21 protein-coding genes are annotated in these 23,180 nt (G+C 59.1%); 9 read left to right on the forward strand and 12 right to left on the reverse strand.

The window, feature by feature from the left end; all coding sequences use genetic code 11:
• The first annotated feature begins 27 nt into the window (after window positions 1–27).
• The 7 genes from WFN87_RS03825 (at window position 28) to WFN87_RS03855 (ending at window position 7,569) form a co-directional block, all read left to right on the forward strand.
• Entirely contained in the window at window positions 28–267 is a 240-nt protein-coding gene (locus tag WFN87_RS03825; RefSeq protein WP_039302993.1) for a DUF2554 family protein, read from the forward strand.
• Window positions 268–385: 118 nt separating this feature from the next.
• Window positions 386–2,011: a TIGR04028 family ABC transporter substrate-binding protein gene (locus WFN87_RS03830; protein ID WP_166992221.1), complete on the forward strand. Its 1,626-nt coding sequence runs from the start codon at window positions 386–388 to the stop codon at window positions 2,009–2,011.
• Between the two features lie 9 nt (window positions 2,012–2,020).
• Entirely contained in the window at window positions 2,021–2,965 is a 945-nt protein-coding gene (locus tag WFN87_RS03835; RefSeq protein WP_008461425.1) for an ABC transporter permease, read from the forward strand.
• Complete coding sequence (locus WFN87_RS03840) at window positions 2,962–3,822, forward strand: ABC transporter permease (RefSeq protein ID WP_336981320.1); 861 nt, start codon at window positions 2,962–2,964, stop codon at window positions 3,820–3,822. The genes WFN87_RS03835 and WFN87_RS03840 overlap by 4 nt, the downstream gene beginning before the upstream one ends.
• Window positions 3,819–5,438 carry an ABC transporter ATP-binding protein gene (locus WFN87_RS03845; protein ID WP_336981322.1) on the forward strand — a complete coding sequence of 540 codons (1,620 nt, stop codon included), beginning with the start codon at window positions 3,819–3,821 and terminating at the stop codon, window positions 5,436–5,438. The genes WFN87_RS03840 and WFN87_RS03845 overlap by 4 nt, the downstream gene beginning before the upstream one ends.
• A complete protein-coding gene (locus tag WFN87_RS03850; protein ID WP_213714456.1) occupies window positions 5,435–6,481 on the forward strand; it encodes a putative FMN-dependent luciferase-like monooxygenase in 1,047 nt (348 codons plus the stop codon). Before WFN87_RS03845 ends, WFN87_RS03850 begins: the two co-directional genes overlap by 4 nt.
• Complete coding sequence (locus tag WFN87_RS03855) at window positions 6,478–7,569, forward strand: alkylhydroperoxidase domain protein (RefSeq protein ID WP_336981325.1); 1,092 nt, start codon at window positions 6,478–6,480, stop codon at window positions 7,567–7,569. The genes WFN87_RS03850 and WFN87_RS03855 overlap by 4 nt, the downstream gene beginning before the upstream one ends.
• Window positions 7,570–7,638: 69 nt before the next feature.
• Here the strand turns inward: WFN87_RS03855 and paaK are convergent, their stop codons facing one another.
• The 11 genes from paaK to paaA are packed head-to-tail and all read right to left on the reverse strand — an operon-like array spanning window position 7,639 to window position 17,153.
• A complete protein-coding gene (paaK, locus tag WFN87_RS03860) occupies window positions 7,639–8,955 on the reverse strand; it encodes a phenylacetate--CoA ligase PaaK (protein ID WP_166863696.1) in 1,317 nt (438 codons plus the stop codon).
• Between the two features lie 23 nt (window positions 8,956–8,978).
• Window positions 8,979–10,187 carry a 3-oxoadipyl-CoA thiolase gene (pcaF, locus tag WFN87_RS03865; RefSeq protein ID WP_336981328.1) on the reverse strand — a complete coding sequence of 403 codons (1,209 nt, stop codon included), beginning with the start codon at window positions 10,185–10,187 and terminating at the stop codon, window positions 8,979–8,981.
• Window positions 10,184–10,609, reverse strand: a complete 426-nt coding sequence (gene paaI, locus WFN87_RS03870; RefSeq protein ID WP_166992200.1) for a hydroxyphenylacetyl-CoA thioesterase PaaI — start codon at window positions 10,607–10,609, stop codon at window positions 10,184–10,186. The genes pcaF and paaI overlap by 4 nt, the downstream gene beginning before the upstream one ends.
• The gene (locus WFN87_RS03875) at window positions 10,599–12,023 is read right to left on the reverse strand and encodes a 3-hydroxyacyl-CoA dehydrogenase (protein ID WP_336981330.1); all 1,425 of its coding nucleotides are present in this window, start codon (window positions 12,021–12,023) and stop codon (window positions 10,599–10,601) included. The genes paaI and WFN87_RS03875 overlap by 11 nt, the downstream gene beginning before the upstream one ends.
• Window positions 12,024–12,025: 2 nt before the next feature.
• Window positions 12,026–12,814 carry a 2-(1,2-epoxy-1,2-dihydrophenyl)acetyl-CoA isomerase PaaG gene (gene paaG, locus WFN87_RS03880; protein WP_336981388.1) on the reverse strand — a complete coding sequence of 263 codons (789 nt, stop codon included), beginning with the start codon at window positions 12,812–12,814 and terminating at the stop codon, window positions 12,026–12,028.
• A complete protein-coding gene (paaF, locus tag WFN87_RS03885; RefSeq protein ID WP_336981332.1) occupies window positions 12,814–13,581 on the reverse strand; it encodes a 2,3-dehydroadipyl-CoA hydratase PaaF in 768 nt (255 codons plus the stop codon). The genes paaG and paaF overlap by 1 nt, the downstream gene beginning before the upstream one ends.
• On the reverse strand, window positions 13,581–14,648 hold the full coding sequence (paaE, locus tag WFN87_RS03890; RefSeq protein WP_166992191.1) for a 1,2-phenylacetyl-CoA epoxidase subunit PaaE: 1,068 nt from the start codon (window positions 14,646–14,648) through the stop codon (window positions 13,581–13,583). Before paaE ends, paaF begins: the two co-directional genes overlap by 1 nt.
• 7 nt (window positions 14,649–14,655) lie before the next feature.
• Entirely contained in the window at window positions 14,656–15,150 is a 495-nt protein-coding gene (gene paaD, locus WFN87_RS03895; protein ID WP_166992188.1) for a 1,2-phenylacetyl-CoA epoxidase subunit PaaD, read from the reverse strand.
• Between the two features lie 10 nt (window positions 15,151–15,160).
• Window positions 15,161–15,916, reverse strand: coding sequence for a 1,2-phenylacetyl-CoA epoxidase subunit PaaC (gene paaC / locus WFN87_RS03900; protein WP_336981335.1), 756 nt, complete (start codon window positions 15,914–15,916; stop codon window positions 15,161–15,163).
• Window positions 15,917–15,924: 8 nt separating this feature from the next.
• Window positions 15,925–16,212: a 1,2-phenylacetyl-CoA epoxidase subunit PaaB gene (paaB, locus tag WFN87_RS03905; protein ID WP_008461407.1), complete on the reverse strand. Its 288-nt coding sequence runs from the start codon at window positions 16,210–16,212 to the stop codon at window positions 15,925–15,927.
• An 11-nt stretch (window positions 16,213–16,223) separates the two neighbouring features.
• On the reverse strand, window positions 16,224–17,153 hold the full coding sequence (gene paaA / locus WFN87_RS03910) for a 1,2-phenylacetyl-CoA epoxidase subunit PaaA (RefSeq protein ID WP_336981337.1): 930 nt from the start codon (window positions 17,151–17,153) through the stop codon (window positions 16,224–16,226).
• A 284-nt stretch (window positions 17,154–17,437) separates the two neighbouring features.
• Between paaA and paaZ the strand changes: the two genes are divergently transcribed.
• Complete coding sequence (gene paaZ, locus WFN87_RS03915) at window positions 17,438–19,483, forward strand: phenylacetic acid degradation bifunctional protein PaaZ (RefSeq protein ID WP_336981339.1); 2,046 nt, start codon at window positions 17,438–17,440, stop codon at window positions 19,481–19,483.
• Between the two features lie 298 nt (window positions 19,484–19,781).
• Entirely contained in the window at window positions 19,782–22,055 is a 2,274-nt protein-coding gene (gene tynA, locus WFN87_RS03920) for a primary-amine oxidase (protein ID WP_336981341.1), read from the forward strand.
• Window positions 22,056–22,125: 70 nt separating this feature from the next.
• Here tynA and WFN87_RS03925 read toward each other — a convergent pair whose 3' ends face one another.
• Window positions 22,126–22,710, reverse strand: coding sequence for a hypothetical protein (locus WFN87_RS03925; protein WP_336981343.1), 585 nt, complete (start codon window positions 22,708–22,710; stop codon window positions 22,126–22,128).
• Between the last annotated feature and the right edge of the window lie 470 nt (window positions 22,711–23,180).

Raw genomic sequence — 23,180 nt, forward strand, 5'->3', positions numbered from 1 at the left:
AGAAAAAAAACCACGAGGCGTGGCAAGATGGCAATAAAACAACCGCTCAACATTATCCTGTTATTAATTGTTACCGCACTCTTCTCCGGCCAGACCATGGCTGAACGTCACGGACATGAATACTTCGTGGTGAAAGATATGGACATTCAGCTTAGCCACCAGGCAGACAGCGACGAACTGCGCCAGGCGGCAGAAGATTCCGCTGATGATTTTCGCGAACACCATCATGCGGTCACCCACAGACGGCCAGCCACCTATTTACGTTAAGTCGATTTTCAACAATCGTTAGTAAATTTTCTTCGTTCTCATCCTTTATTGCCTGAGTTGTTATGGGTTTCAAGGCGCTGCGTGCGCCGCTAACAATCAGACAATAAAGGATAACACCATGCCATCATCGCCTCGCCAGAATACGATCGCTCGCGGTCTGGCATTAGCAGCAGCCTTTGCTGCTTTCAGCCCCAGCGCCGCCCCGGTAAAAGGCGGGGAATTGGTCTACCTGGAACAACAGGCTCACACTAACCTTTATCCTCCGGCCGGGGGCTTTTACCCGAACGGCGGCATCCTGAACCAAATTACCGACAAACTGACCTGGCAAAACCCCAAAACGCTGGAAGTGGAACCGTGGATCGCCGAATCCTGGACCAGCAATGCCGACAAAACCGAATACACCTTCAAGCTGCGCCCTGGCGTGACTTTCTCCGACGGCACCCCTCTGGATGCCAATGCCGTGGCCAAAAACTTTGATACCTACGGCCTCGGCAACAAAGCCCTGCGCCTGCCGGTATCTGAGGTGATCAACAACTACGACCATAGCGAGGTTGTTGACCCGCTGACCGTCAAATTTTTCTTCAAAAAACCGTCGCCGGGCTTTTTACAGGGCACGGCAACCATCGGCTCCGGCCTGGTTTCCCTGAAAACGCTGTCGCGCACCTTTGACGAACTGGGCGATGCCCGCAATATCATCGGTTCCGGCCCGTTCGTGGTGCAAAACGAAACCCTGGGCCGGGAAGTCGATCTGGTCGCGCGGAAAGACTACCAGTGGGGGCCGAAAAACAGCCCGCAGCAAGGGCCAGCTAATCTCGACGGCATTAAGATTCTGGTGACGCCGGAGGACAGCGTGCGCATCGGCGCGCTGCTGGCGGGCCAGGCGGACTTTATTCGCCAGGTGCAGGCCTATGACGAAAAACAGGCCACCGATCAGAAGTTCCCCCTTTACGCCGCCCCGACCCGAGGCGTGAACGACGGCATAGCGCTGCGCCCGGATAACCCGCTGGTCGCTGACGTCAAAGTTCGCCAGGCACTGCTGCACGGCACCAACGCTCAGCAGGTTGTCGACACCCTGTTTTCCGCCAACTATCCGGTTGCTACGTCGGTGATCGCCAGCACCGCAGCGGGCTATGTTGACCTGCGCGACAAGCTGAAATATGACCCGGCGCTGGCAAATAAACTGCTTGATGAAGCCGGATGGAAAAAAGGCAGCAACGGCGTTCGCCAGAAAGACGGCAAGCCGCTGGCGCTGACCATTTACGAATCCCTGCCGCAGCCGCAGAATAAAGAAGTGCTACAGCTGGTTGCCCAGCAGTGGAAGCAAATCGGCGTGGGCCTGAGCGTGCGCGCCGGGGATGCCGGTAGCCGGGTGCTGGATACCAACGATCCGCATAAAACCGGGGTTAACGTCATCGAAGTAGGTCGCGCTGACCCGGACGTGATCAAAAGCCAGTTCCATCCGGCCAACCGTGACGCCCTGCTGCAAAAAGGCGGCCTCAGCGCCGCCTCCCAGTTTACCGACGACAAGCTGAACGCCCTGCTGGTGGGGATCTCTTCCGAAGTGGATCCGCAGAAGCGCCTGGCGCTGGCGGGCGATGCCCAGCGCTACCTTATCGACCAGGCCTACGTCATCCCGATCTTTGAAGAGCCGCAGGTCTTTGCCGGTGCACCGTGGCTGAAAGGCGTGGCGTTTGAAGCGGTCGGACGCCCGTCGTTTTACGCCGCCTGGCTTGAAAAACACTAAGGGGCAACCATGACACGTTATCTGGCCGGGCGCATAGCCCAGGCGTTGCTGGTACTGTGGGCGGCCTATAGCGTGTCGTTCATTCTTCTGCAGCTCTTGCCGGGCGATGCCGTCCTGATCAAATTCCAGAACCCGGATCTCGGCCTGAGCGCCGAGCAAATTCAGGAGATGCGGGTGATCTATGGCGAAAGCACCCCGCTCTGGCAGCAATATTTGACGACGCTCGGCCATATGCTGCGCGGTGAGTTTGGCTACTCCATCGAGGCTGGAGTGTCCGTCAGCCAGCTGATTGCCGCCAACCTTCCTTCGACGCTGCGGCTGGCCGGGCTGGGTTTTGCCGCCGCGATTATTCTTGCCGTGGGCATTTCAGCGGCCTCTACGCTGGCCCCGCTTCGCTGGCTGAGAACGCTCTTTGCCAACCTTCCGGCGCTGTTCATTGCCGTCCCGACGTTTTGGCTCGGCATTGCGCTCATTCAGCTGTTTTCCTTCCAGTGGCGGCTGATTCCGGTGATCAATCCCGGTTTCTGGCAGGGGCTGATTTTGCCGGTCGCCACGCTTGCGGTGCCCATTAGCGCCCCGCTGGCCCAGCTGCTGATGCGAAATATCGACCAGGTGCTGACCCAGCCGTACGTCGCCGTTGCCAGGGCAAAAGGCGGCAGCCGCGCCGGGGTACTGTGGCGGCACGTGGCCCGCAACGCCCTGTTGCCGGTGCTGACCGTGGCCGGTTTGCTGCTGGGCGAGCTGATTGCCGGGGCGCTTATCACCGAAACCGTCTTTGGCCTTAACGGCCTGGGCCAGCTGACGCAGCGGGCGGTGAATAATCAGGATGTCGCCGTGCTGCAGGCGGTGGTGATGATCTCCGCCCTGAGCTTCGTGGTCATTAATCTGCTGGTGGATGTGCTTTATCCCCTGCTCGATCCGCGCCTTAAATCTATTCGGGGAGTCACCGCATGACGACCGTTGATATTAATACTCCGCTGCCGCGCCGTGCGGTAAGCCGCTTTTCGGGCCTGCGCGCTCACGTTCAGCCCGGTCTTTGGCTAGCCTGGTTAACGCTGATTATTGTCGCACTTTGGGCGCTGTTCCCGGCGCTATTCACTCAGTGGAGCCCAACCGAAGGCGTCCCAGGCGCGCAGCGTCTTGCACCTCAGGCCGGACACTGGCTGGGCACCGATCAGCTTGGCCGCGATCTCTACGCGCGAATCGTCTGGGGCGCATCACATTCGCTCTCCGGCGCGCTGGTCGCGGTAGCGCTCGGGCTGGTGGTCGGTACTGCACTTGGCGTCCTGGCCGGGGCAACCGGCGGCAAAACGGAACACGCGCTCATGCGAGGCGTGGATGTGCTGCTGGCGATCCCCGGTCTGCTGCTGTCGCTCAGCGTGATTATTCTGCTTGGTTTCGGCACCGTGAACGCCGCTATTGCCGTGGGCGTGACGTCTATTGCGAACTTTACCCGCCTGGCCCGTGCAGAAGTGGTTCGCATTCGCCACAGCGATTACGTCGAGGCTGCGGTCGGCAGCGGTGGCACATTCCTACAGGTGCTGTGGCGCCATATTTTGCCGAATGCTTTGACCTCCGTGTTGGCCTTTGCCGCGCTGCAGTTCGGCTCCGCCATTCTGGCGCTGTCTACGCTGAGTTTTCTGGGTTATGGCACGCCGCCGCCGACGCCGGAATGGGGCCTGTTGATTGCCGAAGGTAGGAACTATCTGGCAACGGCCTGGTGGCTTTCCACCTTCCCCGGCGTGATTGTCGTGGCCGTCGTGCTTGCCGTCAATCGTCTTAGCCACCCTTTTGCCCGGAGATCGTCATGAATACACCGCTGCTAAAAATCACCGACCTCAGCATCGCCTGGCGCCAGCGCGGCGGTAACAAACGCGTGGTGCATAACGCCTCCTTTAGCCTGAACGCTGGCGAGGTGCTGGCGATTGTGGGCGAATCCGGCTCAGGGAAAACCACCCTCGCCCAGTCGATTATTGGGCTGCTGGGCGACAATGGCGTAATTGAATCCGGTGAAATTCAGCTCAACGGGGAAGCCATCAGCCGCTGGTCTGAACGCCAGCTTGATGCCCTGCGCGGAGCCAGCATCAGCCTGATCCCGCAGGATCCGGGCAGTTCCCTGAATCCGGTAAAAACCATCGGCGAACAGGTGGCCGAGGTACTGAAACTTCACACGCGGTTGCCTAAAGCCGAGCGGGAAAGCCAGGTTGTGGCCCTGCTAGAAAAAGTGGGCTTGAGTCACCCGGCGCAGCGCGCGGGGCAATATCCGCACCAGCTTTCCGGCGGGATGAAGCAGCGGGTGCTGATCGCCATGGCTATCGCCCTGAAACCCGCGCTGATTATCGCTGATGAGCCGACCAGCGCGCTGGACGTTACGGTGCAGAAACGCATTCTTGATTTGTTGGATACTCTGCGGCGCGAGTCCGGTACGGCGGTGCTATTCGTCACCCACGACCTGGCGCTGGCCGCCCAGCGTTCCGACCACATTCTGGTGTTCCGCGACGGGCGAATCCAGGAGGCTGGCCCCACGAATGACGTCGTTCAACAGCCTAAAAACCCCTATACGCGCCAGCTGTTTGCCGATGCGCCAGGGCTGTCGCGCACGCTGCGAGCCTGGCCTTCACGCGCCCCGCAAACGGCGGCCATCGAAATCCGTAACCTAAGCCAGCACTTCTCCCTGGGGAAAGGCAGTGACCAGACGCTCCGGGCTCTGGACAACGTGTCATTTACCGTAGCCAAAGGCACCACCCACGCGCTGGTTGGCGAGTCAGGCTCAGGTAAATCCACGCTGGCGCGCATTCTGCTTGGCTTCCAGAAGCTGGACAGCGGGCAAGTGCTGATCGACGGCATCGACACCACCGATCTCAGCCCGGAAGCGCGCCGTCAGCTCCGGCAGAAAATTCAGCTGGTGTACCAGAACCCCTTTGCCTCACTCGACCCGAGCCAGACGCTCTTTCGTATCATCGAGGAGCCGCTGCTTAACTTCGGCAAGCTGTCGAAGGCCGAGCGGCGCGCCAAAGTAGAGGCGATTACCGAACGCGTGGCGCTCCCGCTGGAGGCGTTGACCCGCAAACCTCGTGAGCTTTCCGGCGGGCAGCGGCAGCGCGTGGCTATAGCCCGCGCGCTGATTCTTGAGCCACAAATTCTGGTGCTGGATGAGGCCACCTCTGCGCTGGATGTCACGGTACAGGCACAAATTCTGCGCCTGCTTGACGACCTGCAGCAGCAGCTCGGCCTGACTTACCTGTTTATCTCCCACGACCTCGCCACCGTGCGCCAGCTGGCCCACAGCGTTTCGGTGCTGCGCGCCGGAGAACTGGTGGATAACGGCCCGATTGCCGACGTATTTAACGCCCCGGCCAGCGATTACACCTGGCAGTTGCTGAACGCTATTCCCGATATTGGCTTTGGCCATAAGGACGTTGCATGACCATTAAACGACTGGGCTTTTTTACCCGCCTGCTTGACCATGCCCCGGCAGCCGAACGCTACCGGCTGGCAACGGAACAAATTATTCACGCCGAATGGCACGGTTTTGATGCCGCCTGGGTGGCGCAGCATCACTTCCATGAAGCCGAAGGCGGCCTTCCCGCCCCGCTGGTGTTTCTCAGCCACGTGGCGGCCCATACCCGACGCATACGCCTTGGCACAGGGATTATTACCCTGCCGATGGAATCCGCGCTGCGCGTGGCCGAAGACGCGGTTGTCCTGGATCTGCTGAGCGGCGGGCGCTTTGAACTTGGCGTCGGCTCCGGCGGCACACCGGGCTCCTTTCCGGCATTTGGGTTACAAAGCGCGGAAAGGGGCAAAATTTACGCCGACAACCTCTCATTGCTGCGCTCAGCCCTGAACGACGAGCCGCTGGCGGGCACGGATAACCATCTTTACCCGGCCTCCCCGCAGCTAAAAAACCGCATCTGGCAGGCGACTTTTTCCGTTGACGGCGGCGCGCGGGCAGGAAAAGCGGGCGACGGGCTGATGCTTTCCCGCACTCAGCCTCGCCCGGCTGACGCGCTGGATACCCCGCTGGATGAGATACAAAACCCGATCATCGATGCCTATCTGGACGCCTTACCCGAGGGCGTTGAGCCTCGCATCCTTGGCTCCAGAACCGGGTTTGTCACCGACGACGGCGAGCTGGCAAGGCAGCTCGCGGCCAAAGGGCTGCGCCAGCAGGCAGAGCAGCATCGGGCGCAGGGGCATCCGGTATTGGGCGAGACGCTGGATAGCCATATTGCCTCGTTTGACGTTCACCTGGGGACGCCGCAGCAGGTCATTGCCTCGCTGACACGCGACAGCACGCTCCAGCGCGTGACCGACCTTTCGTTCCAGGTGCACTCCATCGATCCGCCGCATGCCTACATTTTGCGGTCTATTGAACTGCTGGCGCAGCAGGTTGCTCCGGCGCTCGGCTGGGTTCGCAGCAGCGCCCGCCCAACCTCTACCTCGTCATTGTCTAAGGAGTCATTATGAGTCATTCGGATTTGCTCAATCATCTGGCGGGCGTTATTCCCGGCACCGCGCTTGCGGAAGCGCGGGAAATCCGCGAGGCCGCCACAGCCCATGCGCAGGGCAGCTATGAGGCGCTTTTCGGTGAGGCCAGTTCAAGTGGCCTGAGCCTGCCAGAAAGGCTGCATCTCGCGAGGCGAGTGGCGGACTGGCACGACGATGCCCGGCTCACGGACCATTACGCCCAGCGTCTGGCTGGCCAACCCGCCAGCGAACGCTTCAGCGCCTGGCTCGATCATGCCGAAAGACTGAGTTTCCAGCCGGTGCAGGCAGGCCCGCAGGACGTCCAGACGCTGATTCAGGCAGGCTTTAGCGAAGAAGAAGTGGTGACACTGTCACAGATTATTGGCTTTGTGGCCTTCCAGAGCCGACTGCTGCGCGGCCTGCGCCTGATTGGCGGCCAACAGGCAAACGGCGAACAGGTTCGCATTCCTGCCGCCGGCGAGTGGCACCGCCAGCCGTTAACCGCCAGCGGCAAATCCGCCCCGGTGACGTTTACCCAGGCCGAGCTTAACTGGGAACCCTGGATAGCCGCCCTGCCTTACGCGGAATTCGCCCCGGAAGAGCAGGAAACCCTGAAACGTTTTGGGCACCAGGACTCGGATTATTTCCGCCTGCTGGGCCGCAATCTGCCGGTACTGGAACAGCGCACGCTCACCGATAAAGGCATTTTCTATACGCCGGGCGGTTTGCCCCGCGCCGAGCGCGAACTTGCCGCCACGGTTGCCAGCAAGATCAACGGCTGCATTTACTGCGCCTCCGTGCACGCCCGCAAGGCCAGCCAGCTGTCAAAACATAATGAAGCGATTGAACGTCTACTGGCCATCGAACCTGGCGGGACGCTGAGCGACGGGCAATCCCCTCGCTGGCAGGCGGAAATTAACTTTTCGGCGGCATTATCCGCCACTCCGGCAAGCGCCAATGCGCAACAGATACATGCCCTGAGGGAACTGGGATTAAGCGAGCTTGAGTTGTTGGATTTGGTGCAGTCCACGGCCTTTTTCGCATGGGCCAACCGTCTGATGCTGACCCTGGGCGAGCCGTTTAACTGATTGCAGGCAGGCAAACGTGCCGGGGAATTATGATCCACCGGCACGCTTAAGTGAAACCGTCACGGATGATTAATGATTCGCCGCCTGACGAAGATCGCACACCCGGATAGCTTTTCCTTCTGAACGCGGCAGGCTGCCGCAGTTCACAATAGTGATATCCGTTGAAATCCCCACCATCGACTTAATGCGGTGGCGCAGCTCATGGCAAACCGCGCAGCGCTGTTCGTGGCTGAGATACAGGCTGCTTTCCTTCAGTTCCACCTTGATCGCCAGGGTATCCAGGTGCCCGCGACGATGCACCTCCAGCTGATAATGCGGTGCCAGGTGCTGGAATTTCAGGATCTCTTCTTCCAACTGGGACGGGAACACATTCACGCCCCGGATAATCAGCATATCGTCTGAACGGCCGGTTATCTGATCCATTCGGCGCATGGTACGAGCGCTGCCCGGCAGCAGGCGCGTTAAATCGCGGGTACGGTAGCGGATCACCGGCAGCGCCTCTTTGGTCAGCGTGGTGAACAGCAGTTCGCCGTGCTCGCCGTCGTCCAGCGGGACACCGCTCTGCGGGTCAACGATTTCCGGGTAGAAATGGTCTTCCCAAATCGTCGGGCCATCCCGGGATTCCAGGCATTCCATTGCCACGCCCGGCCCCATCACTTCCGACAGACCGTAGATATCCAGCGCGGTAATGCCCAAGCGACGTTCAATTTCCGCCCGCATCGCTTTGGTCCACGGCTCCGCACCAAAGACCCCGACGCGGAGCGAGCAGCCGCTGGCGTCGCCGCCCATCTGCCGTTCCAGCTCTTCAATCAGGTTCAGGCACCAGGACGGCGTGACCATGATCATGTCCGGTTTAAAATCACGGATCAGCTGCGCCTGTTTTTCCGTCTGGCCGCCGGACATCGGGATCACTGTCGCCCCGAGGCGCTCTGCGCCGTAGTGCGCCCCCAGCCCGCCGGTAAACAACCCGTAGCCGTAGGAGACGTGAATTTTATCTTTTGGCGTTCCGCCTGCGGCACGCAGCGAACGCGCCACAAGGTTAGCCCAGGTATCAATGTCGTTTTGGGTGTAGCCCACAACGGTAGGTTTGCCCGTGGTGCCGGAGGAGGCATGAATGCGAACGACCTGCTCCATCGGCACGGCGAACGTGTCAAAAGGATAGTTATCGCGCAGATCCTGCTTGGTGGTGCACGGGAACAGGCGAATGTCTTTCAGCTCTTTAAAATCGTCAGGGTGCACGCCCACGGCGTCAAATTTGCGCTTATACATCGGGACGTTGCTGTAGGCGTGATTCAGCGTCCATTTAAGGCGCTGCGTCTGCAGGGCCTGAAGCTCATCCAGCGATGCGGTTTCAATCGATTCCAGCTTAGTTTCAGAGGTTATCATTATTAGGGTACTCGCAGGTTTGACTAGCTCACACGCTCAAGGACCAGGGCAATGCCCTGACCCACACCGATACACATGGTGCAAAGGGCATACCGCCCGCCGCGCCGGTGCAGCTCCAGGCTGGCCGTTAACGCCAGTCTGGCACCGCTCATCCCCAGCGGGTGTCCCAGGGCAATCGCGCCGCCGTTAGGATTCACATGCGGGGCATCATCCGGAAGCCCCAGTTGGCGAAGCACGCCGAGCGCCTGCGCGGCGAAGGCTTCATTGAGTTCAATCAGATCCATGTCGTGGATGCTTAATCCGGTCATCTCCAGCACTTTACGTACCGCAGGCACCGGCCCCAGCCCCATCAGGCGAGGCTCCACGCCCGCCGTCGCCATCGCGACTATGCGCGCCTTAGGCGCCAGGCCGTGCTGCAGCGCGGCAGCTTCGCTGGCGATAAGCAGCGCTGCCGCCCCGTCGTTCACGCCGGAAGCATTGCCCGCCGTCACGACGCCGTTCGCGCGGAACGGCGTTTTTAGCGCCGCCAGCTGTTCAAGCGTGGTTTCCGCACGCGGGTGCTCGTCTTCCCTTACTTCCGTCACCGCGCCTTTGCGACCGCTTAGCGTGACCGGCACAATCTCTTCAGCCAGAATGCCTGTCTGCTGCGCGAGAGCGGTACGCTGCTGGCTGCGAAACGCAAACCGGTCCTGGTCTTCACGGCTTATTTTTAACAATTCCGCTACATTCTCTGCCGTTTCCGGCATGCTGTCAGTACCAAATTGCGCTGCCATGAGCGGGTTCACAAAACGCCAGCCAAGGGTGGTGTCAAACATCTCGGCCTGACGCTGGAACGGCGAGCTGGCTTTGCCCATCACAAACGGTGCCCGAGACATGGATTCCACCCCACCTGCCAGCATGAGCTGAGCGTCACCGGCTTTGATGGCGCGAGCCGCAAAGCCCACGGCATCCAGCCCGGAGCCGCACAGGCGGTTGATCGTGGTGCCCGGCACAGTCTGTGGTAAACCGGCCAGCAGCGTCGCCATGCGTGCCACGTCGCGGTTATCCTCCCCGGCCTGGTTCGCGCAGCCAAAAATCACGTCGTCTACGGCGCTCCAGTCGAGAGTGGGATAGCGTGCCAATAGCGCTTTTAGCGGCAGCGCGGCCAGGTCATCCGCGCGCACGCACGCAAGCGCGCCGCCGTAGCGGCCAATCGGGGTGCGTACCCCATCGCAAATAAAAGCCTGACTCATAATTTTTCTCCTGAAACCGTCGTCCCGATGCGATGTGCGCGGCCGCGAAACAGCGCCAGCGTCTTCTCGTCCTGATTACTGATCTCGATGTCGTAGACGCCCGTCTGCCGCCCCTGCTGGCGCACCCTAGCCACCGCTTTAAGCCGGTCCCCCGCCTTGCCGGGACGCAGAAATTCAATGCTGCAGCCGGAGGCCACCGCCGCCAGCCCCTGGCTGTTGCAGGCGTAGGCAAAAGCGGTGTCGGCGAGCGTAAACAACTGCCCGCCGTGGCAGGTCTGGTGCCCGTTAAGCATGGCCTCAGTGATGGTCATGGTGAGCAGCGCAAAACCGTCGCCCATCTCAACCACTTCAATGCCCATCTGTCTGGCGCAGTTGTCCCGCGCGTACATCACGCGGGCGTTATCCCAGGCGTTAGTGCTCATGTTGGTTCTCCAGCAGCGCGCGCTGGCGCAGTAAAGAGGTCGGGCGGTAGCGTTCTTCGCCGTAATGGCGCTGCAGATTCTCCAGCAGCGTCAGAATGTTTTGCCAGCCCAGGCGGGCTCCCCAGGCCAGCGGCCCGTGCGGATAGTTCACGCCGAGCTGCATGGCGGTATCGATGTCGTCTTCCGCAGCCACGCCTTTCTGCAGCGCATCCAGCGCTTCGTTGGCGAGCATCGCCACGGTGCGCCAGGCCAGCATGCCGGGGTAGTCACCGATCACCAGCACCTGTTTACCCTGCTGCTGGAAGTAATGGGTGACCTGCGCCAACTGCTGAGGCGTGACCGAAGCCGACGGCGCTAACACTTCCAGCGAAGACTCGGCGAGTCTGTCCCGCAGCACTACCGGGCGTTTCAGCTCAGCCGACATGGCGGTGGCCGTAATACCGCTGGTTATGGCAACGGCGATGCCGTCGATTTCAAGAGTTTTGCCGACCTGCGTGACCTGTTTAGCCGCCAGTTCGGCAGGCACTTGAGGCTGATATGCCGGTTTCGCCTCAAGCGGCCAGCGGTAGACGCCCTGCCCGGTTTTCTTGCCCAGCCGCTTGCCAAGCACCAGTTCCTGCTGGGCGAGAGAAGGCAGGAAACGACGCTCCTGCCAAAAGGCGTTAAACACCGAGCAGGTGACGGCGAAGTTGACGTCCTGACCTATCAGATCCGTTAACGCCAGCGGCCCCATCGGGAAGCCCGCCCCGTCGCGTAACGCGGCATCGATAGCCGCCGCCGGGGCAACCTGCTCCTCCAGCGCGCGCCAGGCTTCAGCATAAAAAGGCCGAGCCACGCGGTTAACGATAAAGCCCGGCGTGGAATGGCAGCGCACCGGCTGTTTTCCCCAACGCAGAGCCAGCTCGCAAAGCCGCTCGGCAATCTCCGGCGAGGTTTCCAGGCCGCTGACCACTTCGACCAGTTTCATCACCGGCGGAGGGTTAAAGAAATGCAGTCCAACCACGCGCGCCGGGTGGCTGGTGCCGCTGGCGATGGCGGTGATAGAAATGGATGAGGTATTGCTGGCAAAGACGGTCTCAGCCCCGCAGACCGCCGCTAAATCGCGGAAGATGGCCTGCTTGACGTCAATTTGTTCGGCGGCGGCCTCAATCACCAGCGCGGCCTGAGCCAAATCAGCCAGCGTTTCCGCCGGATGCAGCCGGGCAAGCGTTGACTGACGGAGCGCCTCGTCAAGTTTGCCTTTGGCTACGCGGGCGCTGAGTACGGTATCAATGCCGCCTATCGCACGCTTTGCTGCGCCGGGCTGAATGTCGTACAGCCATACCGGATGACCCGCGCTGGCGGCCACCTGGGCAATACCTGCGCCCATGGTGCCGCTGCCAATCACCGCAATCACGGCCTCAGGAGTTAACATACTTATTTCCCCTTAAAGGTGGCCGGGCGCTTCGCCAGAAAAGCAGACACCCCTTCGCGGTAATCTTCGCTGCGTCCAGCCAGGCGCTGATAGTCGCGCTCCAGGTCGAGCTGGGCGTCCAGGGTGTTGGTTTCCGTGGCGTAAAGCGCCTGCTTGATAAGCCCCAGGCCAAAGGTCGGCTGGGTGGCAAAGTGCTGGGCCAGCTGGCGGGCGGTATCGCTGAGCTGTTCGTCGTCCACGACCTGCCAAATCATGCCCCAGTCGTGCGCCTGCTCGGCGGTTAGCGTGTCGCCAAGTAACGCCAGCCCCATGGCACGCGCCCGCCCGGTCAGGCGAGGCAAGAACCAGGTGCCGCCGCAGTCGGGCACCAGCCCCAGCTTGCTGAAAGACATAATAAATTTTGCTGAACGCGCGGCGATAACCATGTCGCAGCCCAGCGCCAGCGTAGCCCCGGCTCCCGCCGCCACGCCGTTAACCGCCGCAATCACCGGCTTTGGCAATTTCGCCAGGCGGCGCAGCAGAGGGTTATAAAACGTTTCAACCGAGTAACCGAGGTCCGGGGCGTCACCGCTTGGGTCAACGTTGCGGTCGTTGAGATCCTGCCCGGCACAGAAGCCGCGCCCTGCGCCAGTGATTAGCAGGCAACGGATGGTTTCGTCCCGCTCTGCCTGGGTGAGAACTTCCGCCAGTTGGCGATGCATTTCGTCGTTGAAGCTGTTCAGCCGCTCCGGGCGGTTGAGGGTCAGGGTCATCACCCCGTTTTGCACATCGCTGACAATAAAACTCATGATTAACGTCCTTTGAATTCAGCAGGTCGTTTTTCCAGGAAAGCGGCGAGGCCTTCCCGACGATCTTCGGTGGCGGCGAGCAGCGTAAACAGCTGGCGTTCCTGCAGCAGCCCCTGGCTCAGGCCCGTGTTCTGTGCCTGTTGAAGCGCATTTTTGGCGACCTGCAGCGCCAGCGGCGCATGACGGGCAATACCGGCGGCAAGCTTCTGGGCGTATTCCAGCGTTAGGGCTGCGGGATGCACTTCGGCGACCAGCCCGGCACGTAAAGCCCGGTCCGCGTCGATAGCTTCGCCGCTCAGCACCATGCGGTAAGCCAGCGCTTTGCCTACGCTACGAATAAGCCGCTGCGTGCCGCCCGCGCCGGGCATAATCCCCAGCGTGATTTCCGGCAGGCCGAAGCGCGCATTATCCCCGGCCACGATGATGTCGCTCAGCAGCGCCAGCTCGCAGCCAGCCCCGAGCGCATAGCCGTTCACGGCAGCGATCAGGGGTTTAGGGAAACGCTCGAGACGAGCCCAAAGCTGTGGCCGGGGGTCGTTGAGCGTGGCGGGCATATCCCGGCTGGCCATCTCTTTGAGATCGGCTCCGGCAGCAAAAAAACGTTCGCTGCCGGTAATGACGACGGCACCAATGGCGGCGTCCTGCTTCGCAGCTTCGAGCGCTTCGGCAATCAACGTCAGCAGCGCGTTGTTGAGCGCGTTCCGCGCCTGCGGGCGGTTCAGCGTCAGGGTTAACACCCGGCCGTTTTGCTGGCTAAGAAGTTCGCTCATCACACCCCCTGCGCGTCAAAGTCGAGCACCACGTCGTCGCCCTTCGGCAGCGCCTGGCAGCTCAGGACGTAGCCTGCGGCCAGCTGATCCGGCTCCAGGCTGTAGTTGACGCCCATTTCCACTTCGCCCTGCAGCACCTTGCAGCGGCAGGTGGCGCAGACGCCCCCTTTGCAGGCATACGGCAGATCCGCGCCCTGGCGCAGGGCCGCGTCGAGAATGCTTTCGTCCCCGGCGGTCAGGGTAATCTGGCGATCTACGCCGTCCTGGCGCAGGATGACGGTTTTACCCGCAGCCTGAGCGCGGGAACGGGCACCCGGCGCAATGCCCGGCGTGTTGAAATGTTCGAGGTAGATATCCTGAGGCGCGACGCCCATCTCTTTCAGCGCGGTTTCGGTGGCCTGCATCATGCTTTGCGGGCCGCAGATAAACGTGCGGTCAAAGCCTTTGACGTCCAATAGGTGGTCGCCAAGCTGCTTCAGTTTTTCGCCGTCCAGCCGGCCGCTGAGCAGGTCGCTGTCCGACCTTTCCTGACTGAACAGGTAAATCAGCTGCAGGCGCTGCGGGTAGCGATCTTTCAGGTCGGCCAGCGCCTGGCGGAACATCATGCTGGCGCTGCTGCGGTTGCCGTAAACCAGGGTCACGCTGCTTTCTGGCTCGGTGGCGAGCGTGGCGCCGATAATGGCCAGCATCGGCGTGATGCCGGAGCCGACGGCGAGTGCCAGATAGTTGCCGCGAGTTTCCGCTTCCGGCTGGTAGCCAAACGTTCCCTGCGGCACCATCACCTCGAGCGACATCCCGGCGGTTAAATCGCTGACCGCATATTGTGAAAAACGGCCGCCTTCAATGGCTTTTACCGCCACGCAGATTTCGCCGGGATCCTCAGAGCGGCAAATAGAGTAGCAGCGGCGCAGCTCTTCCCCGCCCAGCCGGGCTTTCAGCGTCAAATGCTGCCCTGGACGAAAGCGGTACTGCCCGCGCAGCGCGTCCGGCACCGCAAAGGTAATCGCTACCGCCTCTGCGGTTTCGGGTTCGATGCGTGCCACTTTCAGGGAATGAAACGTTGTCATGGCATCCTCAAATACATTTAAAGTAATCAAAGGGTTCCCGGCAGCTGTCGCAGCGGTAAAGCGCTTTACAGGCCGTGGAGCCGAATTCACTGATGAGCGACGTGTGTTCGCTCCCGCAGCGTGGGCAAGTCACCTGGGCGGCGACCGTCGCGTGGCAGGCATGTCCCTGCGGCGGGCTGATGCCGTATTCGCGCAGCCGGGTTTTAGCCTCCGGCGACATCCAGTCCGTCGTCCAGGCGGGATGCAAAACCTGCCTGATGTGCACCGGACTCAGCTTTGCGCCTTCCAGGGCTTCCCGGATGGCGGCCAGCAAAAATTCAGTGGCCGGGCAGCCGGAATAGGTTGGCGTAAAACCGATATGCCAGCCGTCCGGGCGGTGCTCGACGCTGCGCACCATCCCGAGGTCGGTGATGGTCAGCACCGGGATTTCCGGGTCACTGATTTCACTCAGCAGACGCCAGACGTCGCGGACGGCAGCGGGCTGAAGCGTGGCGGTTTGCATCCTCTCCTCCTTACCACTGCTGGTTCGGGTAAGCGCGCTGCAGGTACTGCATTTCAGCCAGCAGCGGGCCGAGGTGTTCGGTGTGTAAGCCTTGCTTACCGCCGGTGCGGTATGGCTGCTCTGCCGGGGCCTGCAGCGAGGCATCGCTCAGTGCGGCGGTCACTTCTTGCAGCCATTCGGCCTTGAGGCTACGCGGGTCGACGGCGATGCCCTGCTCCGCCAGCATGGTTTCCAGCTCATCGACAACGAACATTTCGCCGCTGAAGCGCCATAGTTTGTTTAAAGCACTTTGCGTGTTCGCCTGCGAAAGCTCAGTGCCGTGGCCCAGGCGAACCAGCCAGCCACGGCTGAAGCGCAGGTGATAGCGCACTTCTTTAATGGCTTTGGCTGCGATGGCCGCCAGCTGTGGATCTTTGCTTTCTACCAGGCGGCTGAACAGCGAGACGTGCCACGCGTCCAGCAGGTACTGACGCACCAGCGTTTCGGCGAAATCACCGTTGGGCTGTTCCGCCAGCAGCAGATTGCGGTACTCGCGCTCGTCGCGCCCAAAGGCCAGCCTGTCTTCGTCGAGGTGCTCGCCTTCGCGCTCGGCGGCGTAGGTCAGGAAGTTGCGCGCCTGGCCGAGCAGGTCGAGGCCAATGTTGGCCAGCGCCAGATCAATCTCCAGCTCCGGCGCATGGCCGCACCAGGCGCTCAGGCGTTGGGCCAGCACGAGGCAGGTGTCGCCGAGGCGCAGGCTGTAGGTCGCTACAGGATCGAGTGTCATTGGCGGCCTCACATGTGCTCGATGCCGTCAGGCAGCGTGTAAAACGTTGGGTGGCGGTAGACTTTGCTGTCTGCCGGGTCGAAAAACTCCGGGCGCTCTTCCGGCTGGGAGGCGACGATTTCGCTCGCTTTCACGACCCAGATGGAGCAGCCTTCGCTGCGGCGGGTGTAGGCGTCGCGCGCGTTTTCCAGCGCCATCTGGTCGTCGGCGGCGTGCAGGCTGCCAACGTGGCGATGGGACAGCCCTTTTTTATTGCGAATAAAGACTTCATACAGCGGCCAGTAAATTTTGCTCATCTCTTACTCCTTCAGGCGGCGGTGCGGGCCTGTTGTTTTTCGGCATACGCAAGGGCGGCTTCGCGCACCCATGCCCCCTCTTCCCAGGCTTTGCGCTTGGCGGCGAGGCGCTCTTCGTTGCATAAGCCGCGCCCGGCCACCACGTCGTTGAATTCCTGCCAGTCGATGTCGCCAAAGCGGTAATGGCCCGTGACCCCATCGCGATACAGATCGGGATCCGGCACGGTCATGCCCAGCAGCTCAACCTGCGGCACGGTATTGTCGACAAAGCGCTGACGCAGCTCGTCATTGCCGAAGCGTTTGATTTTCCAGGCGAGGCTTTGGGCGCTGTTCGGCGAGTTGTCGTCGTTGGGTCCGAACATCATCAGCGCCGGCCACCAGAAGCGGTTAATGGCGTCCTGCAGCATCTGGCGCTGTTCGGGGCTGCCGTTCGCCAGCACGGTGCAGGCTTCAAATCCCTGCCGCTGGTGGAAGCTTTCTTCTTTGCAGATTTTCACCATTGCCCGGGCGTACGGGCCATACGAGGTCCGGCACAGCGCGACCTGGTTGACTATGGCTGCCCCGTCCACCAGCCAGCCAATCACGCCGATGTCGGCCCAGTTGAGCGTCGGGTAGTTAAAGATGGAGGAGTATTTCATCTTGCCGTCGAGCATCTTCTGGTAGATATCTTCCCGGGCGCAGCCCAGGGTTTCCGCAGCGCTGTAGAGGTACAACCCGTGCCCGGCTTCATCCTGCACTTTGGCCAGCAGAATGGCCTTGCGGCGCAGGCTGGGGGCGCGAGTTATCCAGTTACCTTCCGGCAGCATGCCAACGATTTCCGAGTGCGCATGCTGGCCTATCTGACGGATCAGCGTTTTGCGGTAAGCCTCCGGCATCCAGTCCTGTGGTTCGATGGCGGTTTCCTGCTGGATGCGCTCATCAAAGCGTTCTTGTTCTGTCACGGCATCACCTTATGATTCAATTTAACTCAACAACCTGCGATATTGCGAATCACTTTATGGTTAAAAGTTACAGATAAGTTAACGAAGATCGCAAAGATTACACCGCACGTTTGTGAGGCCTATCACGCTAAATATCGTAAAAACCAGACTTATCATCGTGATAAATCAATAACAAAAAACACAAGCCATCACAATGTTAACAATTCATTAAATTACAGCTTGATTTTTATGATTCATAAAACAAACACTGTAATGATTAAATGCAGCATGTAATGGAGAGTGAGATGCAACAGTTAACCAGCTATCTGTCCGGGACGTGGTTTAGCGGCCAGGGAAAAGAAAGAACTATTTTTCATGCCGTTAGCGGCGAACCGCTGTGGCAGGTGACCAGCGAAGGGGCGGATATGGCGGCGGCAAAGCGCTTCGCCATTGCGCAAGGTGGCAAAGCGCTGCAGGCGATGACGTTTATTCAGCGTGCCGCGATGTTAAAAGCGGTGGCTAAGCACCTGCTGGCGCAGAAAGAAGCGTTTTACCAGGTCTCTTACCAGACCGGTGCCACCCGCGCCGACAGCTGGGTAGACATTGAAGGCGGCATCAGCACGCTGTTTGCCTACGCCGGAATGGGCAACCGCGAGCTGCCGGACGACACGCTGTGGCCGGAAGACGAATTGATGCCGCTGTCCAAACAGGGGGGATTCGCGGCCCGCCACGTACTCACTTCGAAGTCAGGCGTAGCGCTGCACATCAACGCCTTCAACTTCCCCTGCTGGGGAATGCTCGAGAAACTGGCCCCAACCTGGCTGGCCGGGATGCCCGCGATTATCAAGCCCGGCACGGCGAGCGCGCAGTTAACTCAGGTGATGGTGAAAGCGATTGTGGAATCAGGGCTGGTGCCTGACGGGGCGATAAGCCTGATCTGCGGCGGCGTGGGCGATCTGTTTGAGCACCTGGATGAGCAGGACGTGGTGACGTTCACCGGCTCGGCCAGCACCGGCCAGAAGTTACGTTGTCACTCAAATGTCGTTGCCCGTTCAATTCCCTTCACCATGGAAGCCGACTCGCTGAACTGCTGCGTACTGGCGGAAGATGTCACGCCTGAACAACCTGAATTTGCGCTGTTCGTACGGGAAGTCGTGCGCGAGATGACCGCCAAAGCCGGGCAAAAATGCACCGCCATTCGCCGGATTATCGTGTCGCAAAACCGGCTGGGTTCGGTGATTGAAGCGCTGAAAGCGAAACTGGAAAAAATACAGCCCGGCGACCCGGCACTCGAAGGCGTGCGCATGGGGGCGCTGGTCAGCCTTGCGCAGCGGGATGACGTGCAGCGGAAAGTCGACCAACTGGTTGGCGCCGGCTGTGATGTCCTGCTGGGCGGCAAGGCCGATACTGCACAGCCGGGCGCGTTCTTCCCGCCAACCCTGCTGCTTTGCCAACAGCCTGACGAAACGCCTGCGGTGCATGAGCTTGAGGCCTTCGGCCCGGTTGCCACCGTGATGCCATACCGGGATGCGGAACATGCCATGGCGCTGGCTCGCGCCGGTCAGGGCAGCCTGGCGGGGACGCTGGTGACCGCCGATGAGCAAACGGCACGTCACTTTATTCTCGGCGCGGCCCGCGCTCACGGGCGCATTCAGGTGCTGAACCAGGAGTCTGCAGTGGAGTCCACCGGGCACGGTTCTCCGCTGCCGATGCTGGTGCACGGCGGCCCAGGTCGCGCGGGCGGCGGGGAAGAACTCGGCGGCCTGCGGGCGGTGAAGCACTATATGCAGCGCACCGCCATTCAGGGCAGCCCGACGATGCTGGCCGCCGTTAGCGGGCAATGGAACTACGGCGCAAAAGTTCACGAGGACGCCTTGCATCCGTTCCGCAAACATTTTGAGGAGCTGCGCATCGGGGAAAGTATTCTGACTGCCCGCCGCACCGTCACCGAAGCTGATATCACCAACTTCGCCAACCTGAGCGGCGACCGGTTCTACGCCCATACCGACAAAATTGGCGCGGCGGAGTCGTTCTTCGGCGAGCGCGTGGCGCACGGTTATTTTGTGGTGTCTGCCGCCGCCGGGCTGTTTGTTGACCCAGGCGTCGGGCCGGTGATTGCCAACTACGGCATGGAAAATCTGCGCTTTATCGAGCCGGTAAAAATCGACGATACCATTCAGGTGCGCCTGACCTGCAAACACAAAACCGCCAAGCCGCAGAAGACGGCGGAAGATAAGCCGGTTGGCGTGGTGGAATGGGCGGTGGATGTCACCAACCAGCATCAGCAGATTGTTGCGCGCTACTCGATCCTGACGCTGGTGGCCCGTCTGCACGGTGATTTTGCCTCATAAGAGTTCGTCACCGAGTTTGGTTTTTACCCTCACCCTAACCCTCTCCCTAAATGGGAGAGGGAATAAAAATCTTCCCGTCGTTTATTTTCTCCTTCTCCCTCTGAGGTGAGGGCTGAATTTAGCCCGACGCTCATCGACCCGGAGTCACAATCCTTCCCAATCCTACATTCTGGCAACCACAGCAAAACACTTGGCAGGGAGCACAAGGGAAGCCCTGGCGGAAGTTGTTATGTTGAATCCGACAGTCTTTATCCAGCACGCACATAACAACACAACGCACTTTTAAGGTGAGAAAGCGATGACAATGAAAACTGGAAAAAAAGCGCTGGCGCTGGCTATTGCGCTCCTGACTTCGGCGGGGATTAACGCCCCCGCTTTTGCCCACGGCGGCGAGGCACATATGGTGCCGATGCAAAAAACGCTGACGGATTTTGGCGCCGACGTCCAGTGGGACGATTACGCGCAGATGTTCACCCTCGTGAAAGACGGTGCCTATGTGAAGGTGAAGCCTAATGCCACCTCCGCCATCGTTAACGGCAAAACGCTGAAGCTTGAAGTGCCGGTGATCTTTAAAGGCAAAACGGCGTTTATCTCCGAAGGGTTTATCAATGAAGTCTTCCAGTCCGGGCTGGATCAAACCTTTGCCGTCGAGAAAAAGCCGCACCCGCTGAACTCTCTGAGCGCCGACGAAATTAATAAAACGGTGGAGATAATCAAAGACGCGGCTAACTACAAGCCGACTATTCGCTTTACCGAAATCTCACTACGCGAGCCGCCTAAAGAACAAGTCTGGAAGTTTGTGATGGACGGCACCAGCGTCAGCCAACCACGCGAGGCGGACGTCATCATGCTGGGTGGCCGCCATATTATTGAAGCCACGGTCGATCTGGCCGCCGGGATAGTTAAGAGCTGGAAGCCTATCGAAGGCGCACAGGGCATGGTGCTGCTGGACGATTTTGCCAGCGTGCAGTCAATCATCAACAACAGCAAAGAATTCGCGGAAGCGGTGAAAAAACGCGGTATCAGCGATCCGTCGAAGGTCGTCACAACGCCGCTGACGGTCGGCTATTTCGACGGTAAAGACGGCCTGAAGCAGGATCAGCGCCTGCTGAAAGTGGTGAGCTACCTTGACGTCGGCGACGGCAACTACTGGGCGCATCCGATTGAAAACCTGGTCGCGGTGGTGGATCTCGAGCAGAAAAAAATCATCAAAATTGAGGAAGGCCCGGTCATTCCTGTGCCGATGACGCCCCGCCCTTATGATGGCCGCGACCGGCAGGCTGCCAACCTCAAACCGCTGGATATCATTGAGCCGGAAGGAAAAAACTACACCATTACCGGCGACACGATTCACTGGCAAAACTGGGATTTGCACCTGCGCCTGAATTCCCGCGTTGGCCCGATGATTTCCACCGTGACCTACAACGACAACGGCACTAAACGGAAGATCATGTATGAAGGGTCGCTCGGCGGGATGATTGTGCCGTATGGCGACCCGGACATCGGCTGGTATTTTAAAGCGTATCTGGACGCCGGGGATTACGGCATGGGCACGCTCACGTCCCCTATCGTGCGCGGCAAAGATGCGCCGGCGAACGCGGTTCTGCTGGACGAAACCCTGGCCGATTACACCGGTAAACCCACCACCATTCCTCGAGCTATCGCTATTTTCGAGCGTTACGCCGGGCCGGAATACAAACATCAGGAAATGGGCCAGCCGAACGTTAGCAGCGAACGCCGTGAGCTGGTGATCCGCTGGATAAGCACCGTCGGCAACTACGACTACATCTTTGACTGGGTCTTCCATCAGAACGGCACCATTGGCATTGATGCAGGCGCGACCGGCATTGAGGCGGTCAAAGGCGTGAAGGCCAAAACCATGCATGATGCCACCGCCAAAGAAGATACCCGGTACGGGACGCTGATCGACCATAATATTGTCGGCACAACGCATCAGCACATCTACAACTTCCGTCTGGACCTGGACGTGGATGGCGAAAACAACAGCCTGACCGCGATTGACCCGGTGGTGAAGACAAACACCAGCGGTGGCCCACGCACCAGCACCATGCAAACCAATGAATACGCGATCAAAAACGAGCAGGACGCCGCGCAGAAATTTGATCCTGGCACTGTCCGCCTGCTGAGCAATCCGAACAAAGAAAACCGCATGGGCAACCCGGTGTCCTACCAGCTGATCCCCTACGCGGGCGGGACTCACCCGGTCGCCACCGGCGCGAAGTTTGCCCCGGACGAGTGGATTTATCATCGCCTGAGCTTTATGGATAAGCAGCTGTGGGTGACCCGCTACAACCCGGATGAGCGCTATTCCGAAGGGAAATACCCGAACCGCTCTGCGCACGACACCGGTTTAGGGGCTTACAGCAAAGACAATCAGTCACTTGAGAACACGGATAATGTGGTCTGGCTAACCACCGGCACCACGCATATCGCCCGCGCCGAAGAGTGGCCCATCATGCCGACCGAGTGGGTACATGCCCTGCTGAAGCCGTGGAATTTCTTTAACGAAACGCCGACGCTTGTGAAATCAGAGGAAACGACCACTAAATAAAGGGTTTGCGGCGCACTATTACAGCGCGCCGTTTATTTAAGACTAAGTCCTGATTGCCTGCAGCCGTCAATTAGCAGTGGGTAATGGAATTGTTTCTATTCATATACACCGGCGGAGAGGGTTCAATTAGCTTAGGCTTAATCCTATGCGGAAAAGGATACCCCCTAACACCAAAATAATTATTATTTAATGAGCCAACCACACCACTCCAATGGCAAAGCACTGGAGAATGCCCTCCGTACGCCCATATTTTTCGTTGCGTTATATTAGCTAACTTTTGCGCTATACTCAGTTCCCCTGAATTTTTCATTGCCGCGCCTGAATAACAAGCCACTAAATGTAAAGGCCTTTTATCTTGATATAAGTCAAGTGAGTACCTGCGGATAAGGTAATGATAAAATTCCCTGGGAGTGTAATACGATGCCTCTTGATTTTTACCGATGTTTTCATCAGGAATTACCAGGCTACCACAAGGAGAACCATGAATCATAATCCCTGGCTCCCCCGTCCCCATAAAGTCACTAACGTATCCACATTTCCATATAAACTGTTCTGATATCTTAGTTAAATAGATTTTTTCCATAGCAAAAGTTTTATAGTGAGTCCATGGCCTTGCATTTTCCGGCTCAAAATTTATCTGCAGATTATGTTTCAACTCCTGCAACGACAGAGGCCGGGGCGAACTCTTTTTTTAAAAAAAACTCATGGTAATACTCCAGTTATTTTATCCGAAACGATGCCGATGGAGATTATTATAAAATAACATCAGAGTCTATTTGCAGAGTTTTAATTAAGATGCAAATTAATCAGAGTTGAATACCTGCCAGTCGTTGATGAGTCGCTATTGGCAGAGTTTTATTTATCCAGATGAGTGTAGTTCAAGTAACTTAGAACTAAAATTAATAGAAAATATTTCTTCGCACGACAAGTATTTTTAATGTGGTAAACACAGCACTTCACAAGCCACATGCTGACAATGCTGACAATGCTGACAATGCTGACAATGCTGACAATGCTGACAATGCTGACAATGCTGACAATGCTAAGATATGGCATACTCTTCACCATAAACCTATAATTAATGCAGCAAAACATGCACACTGAAAAACACTGACTAATTAATAT

The sequence above is a fragment of the Cedecea sp. AS113 genome, assembly GCF_037152415.1.
GTDB lineage: Bacteria > Pseudomonadota > Gammaproteobacteria > Enterobacterales > Enterobacteriaceae > Cedecea.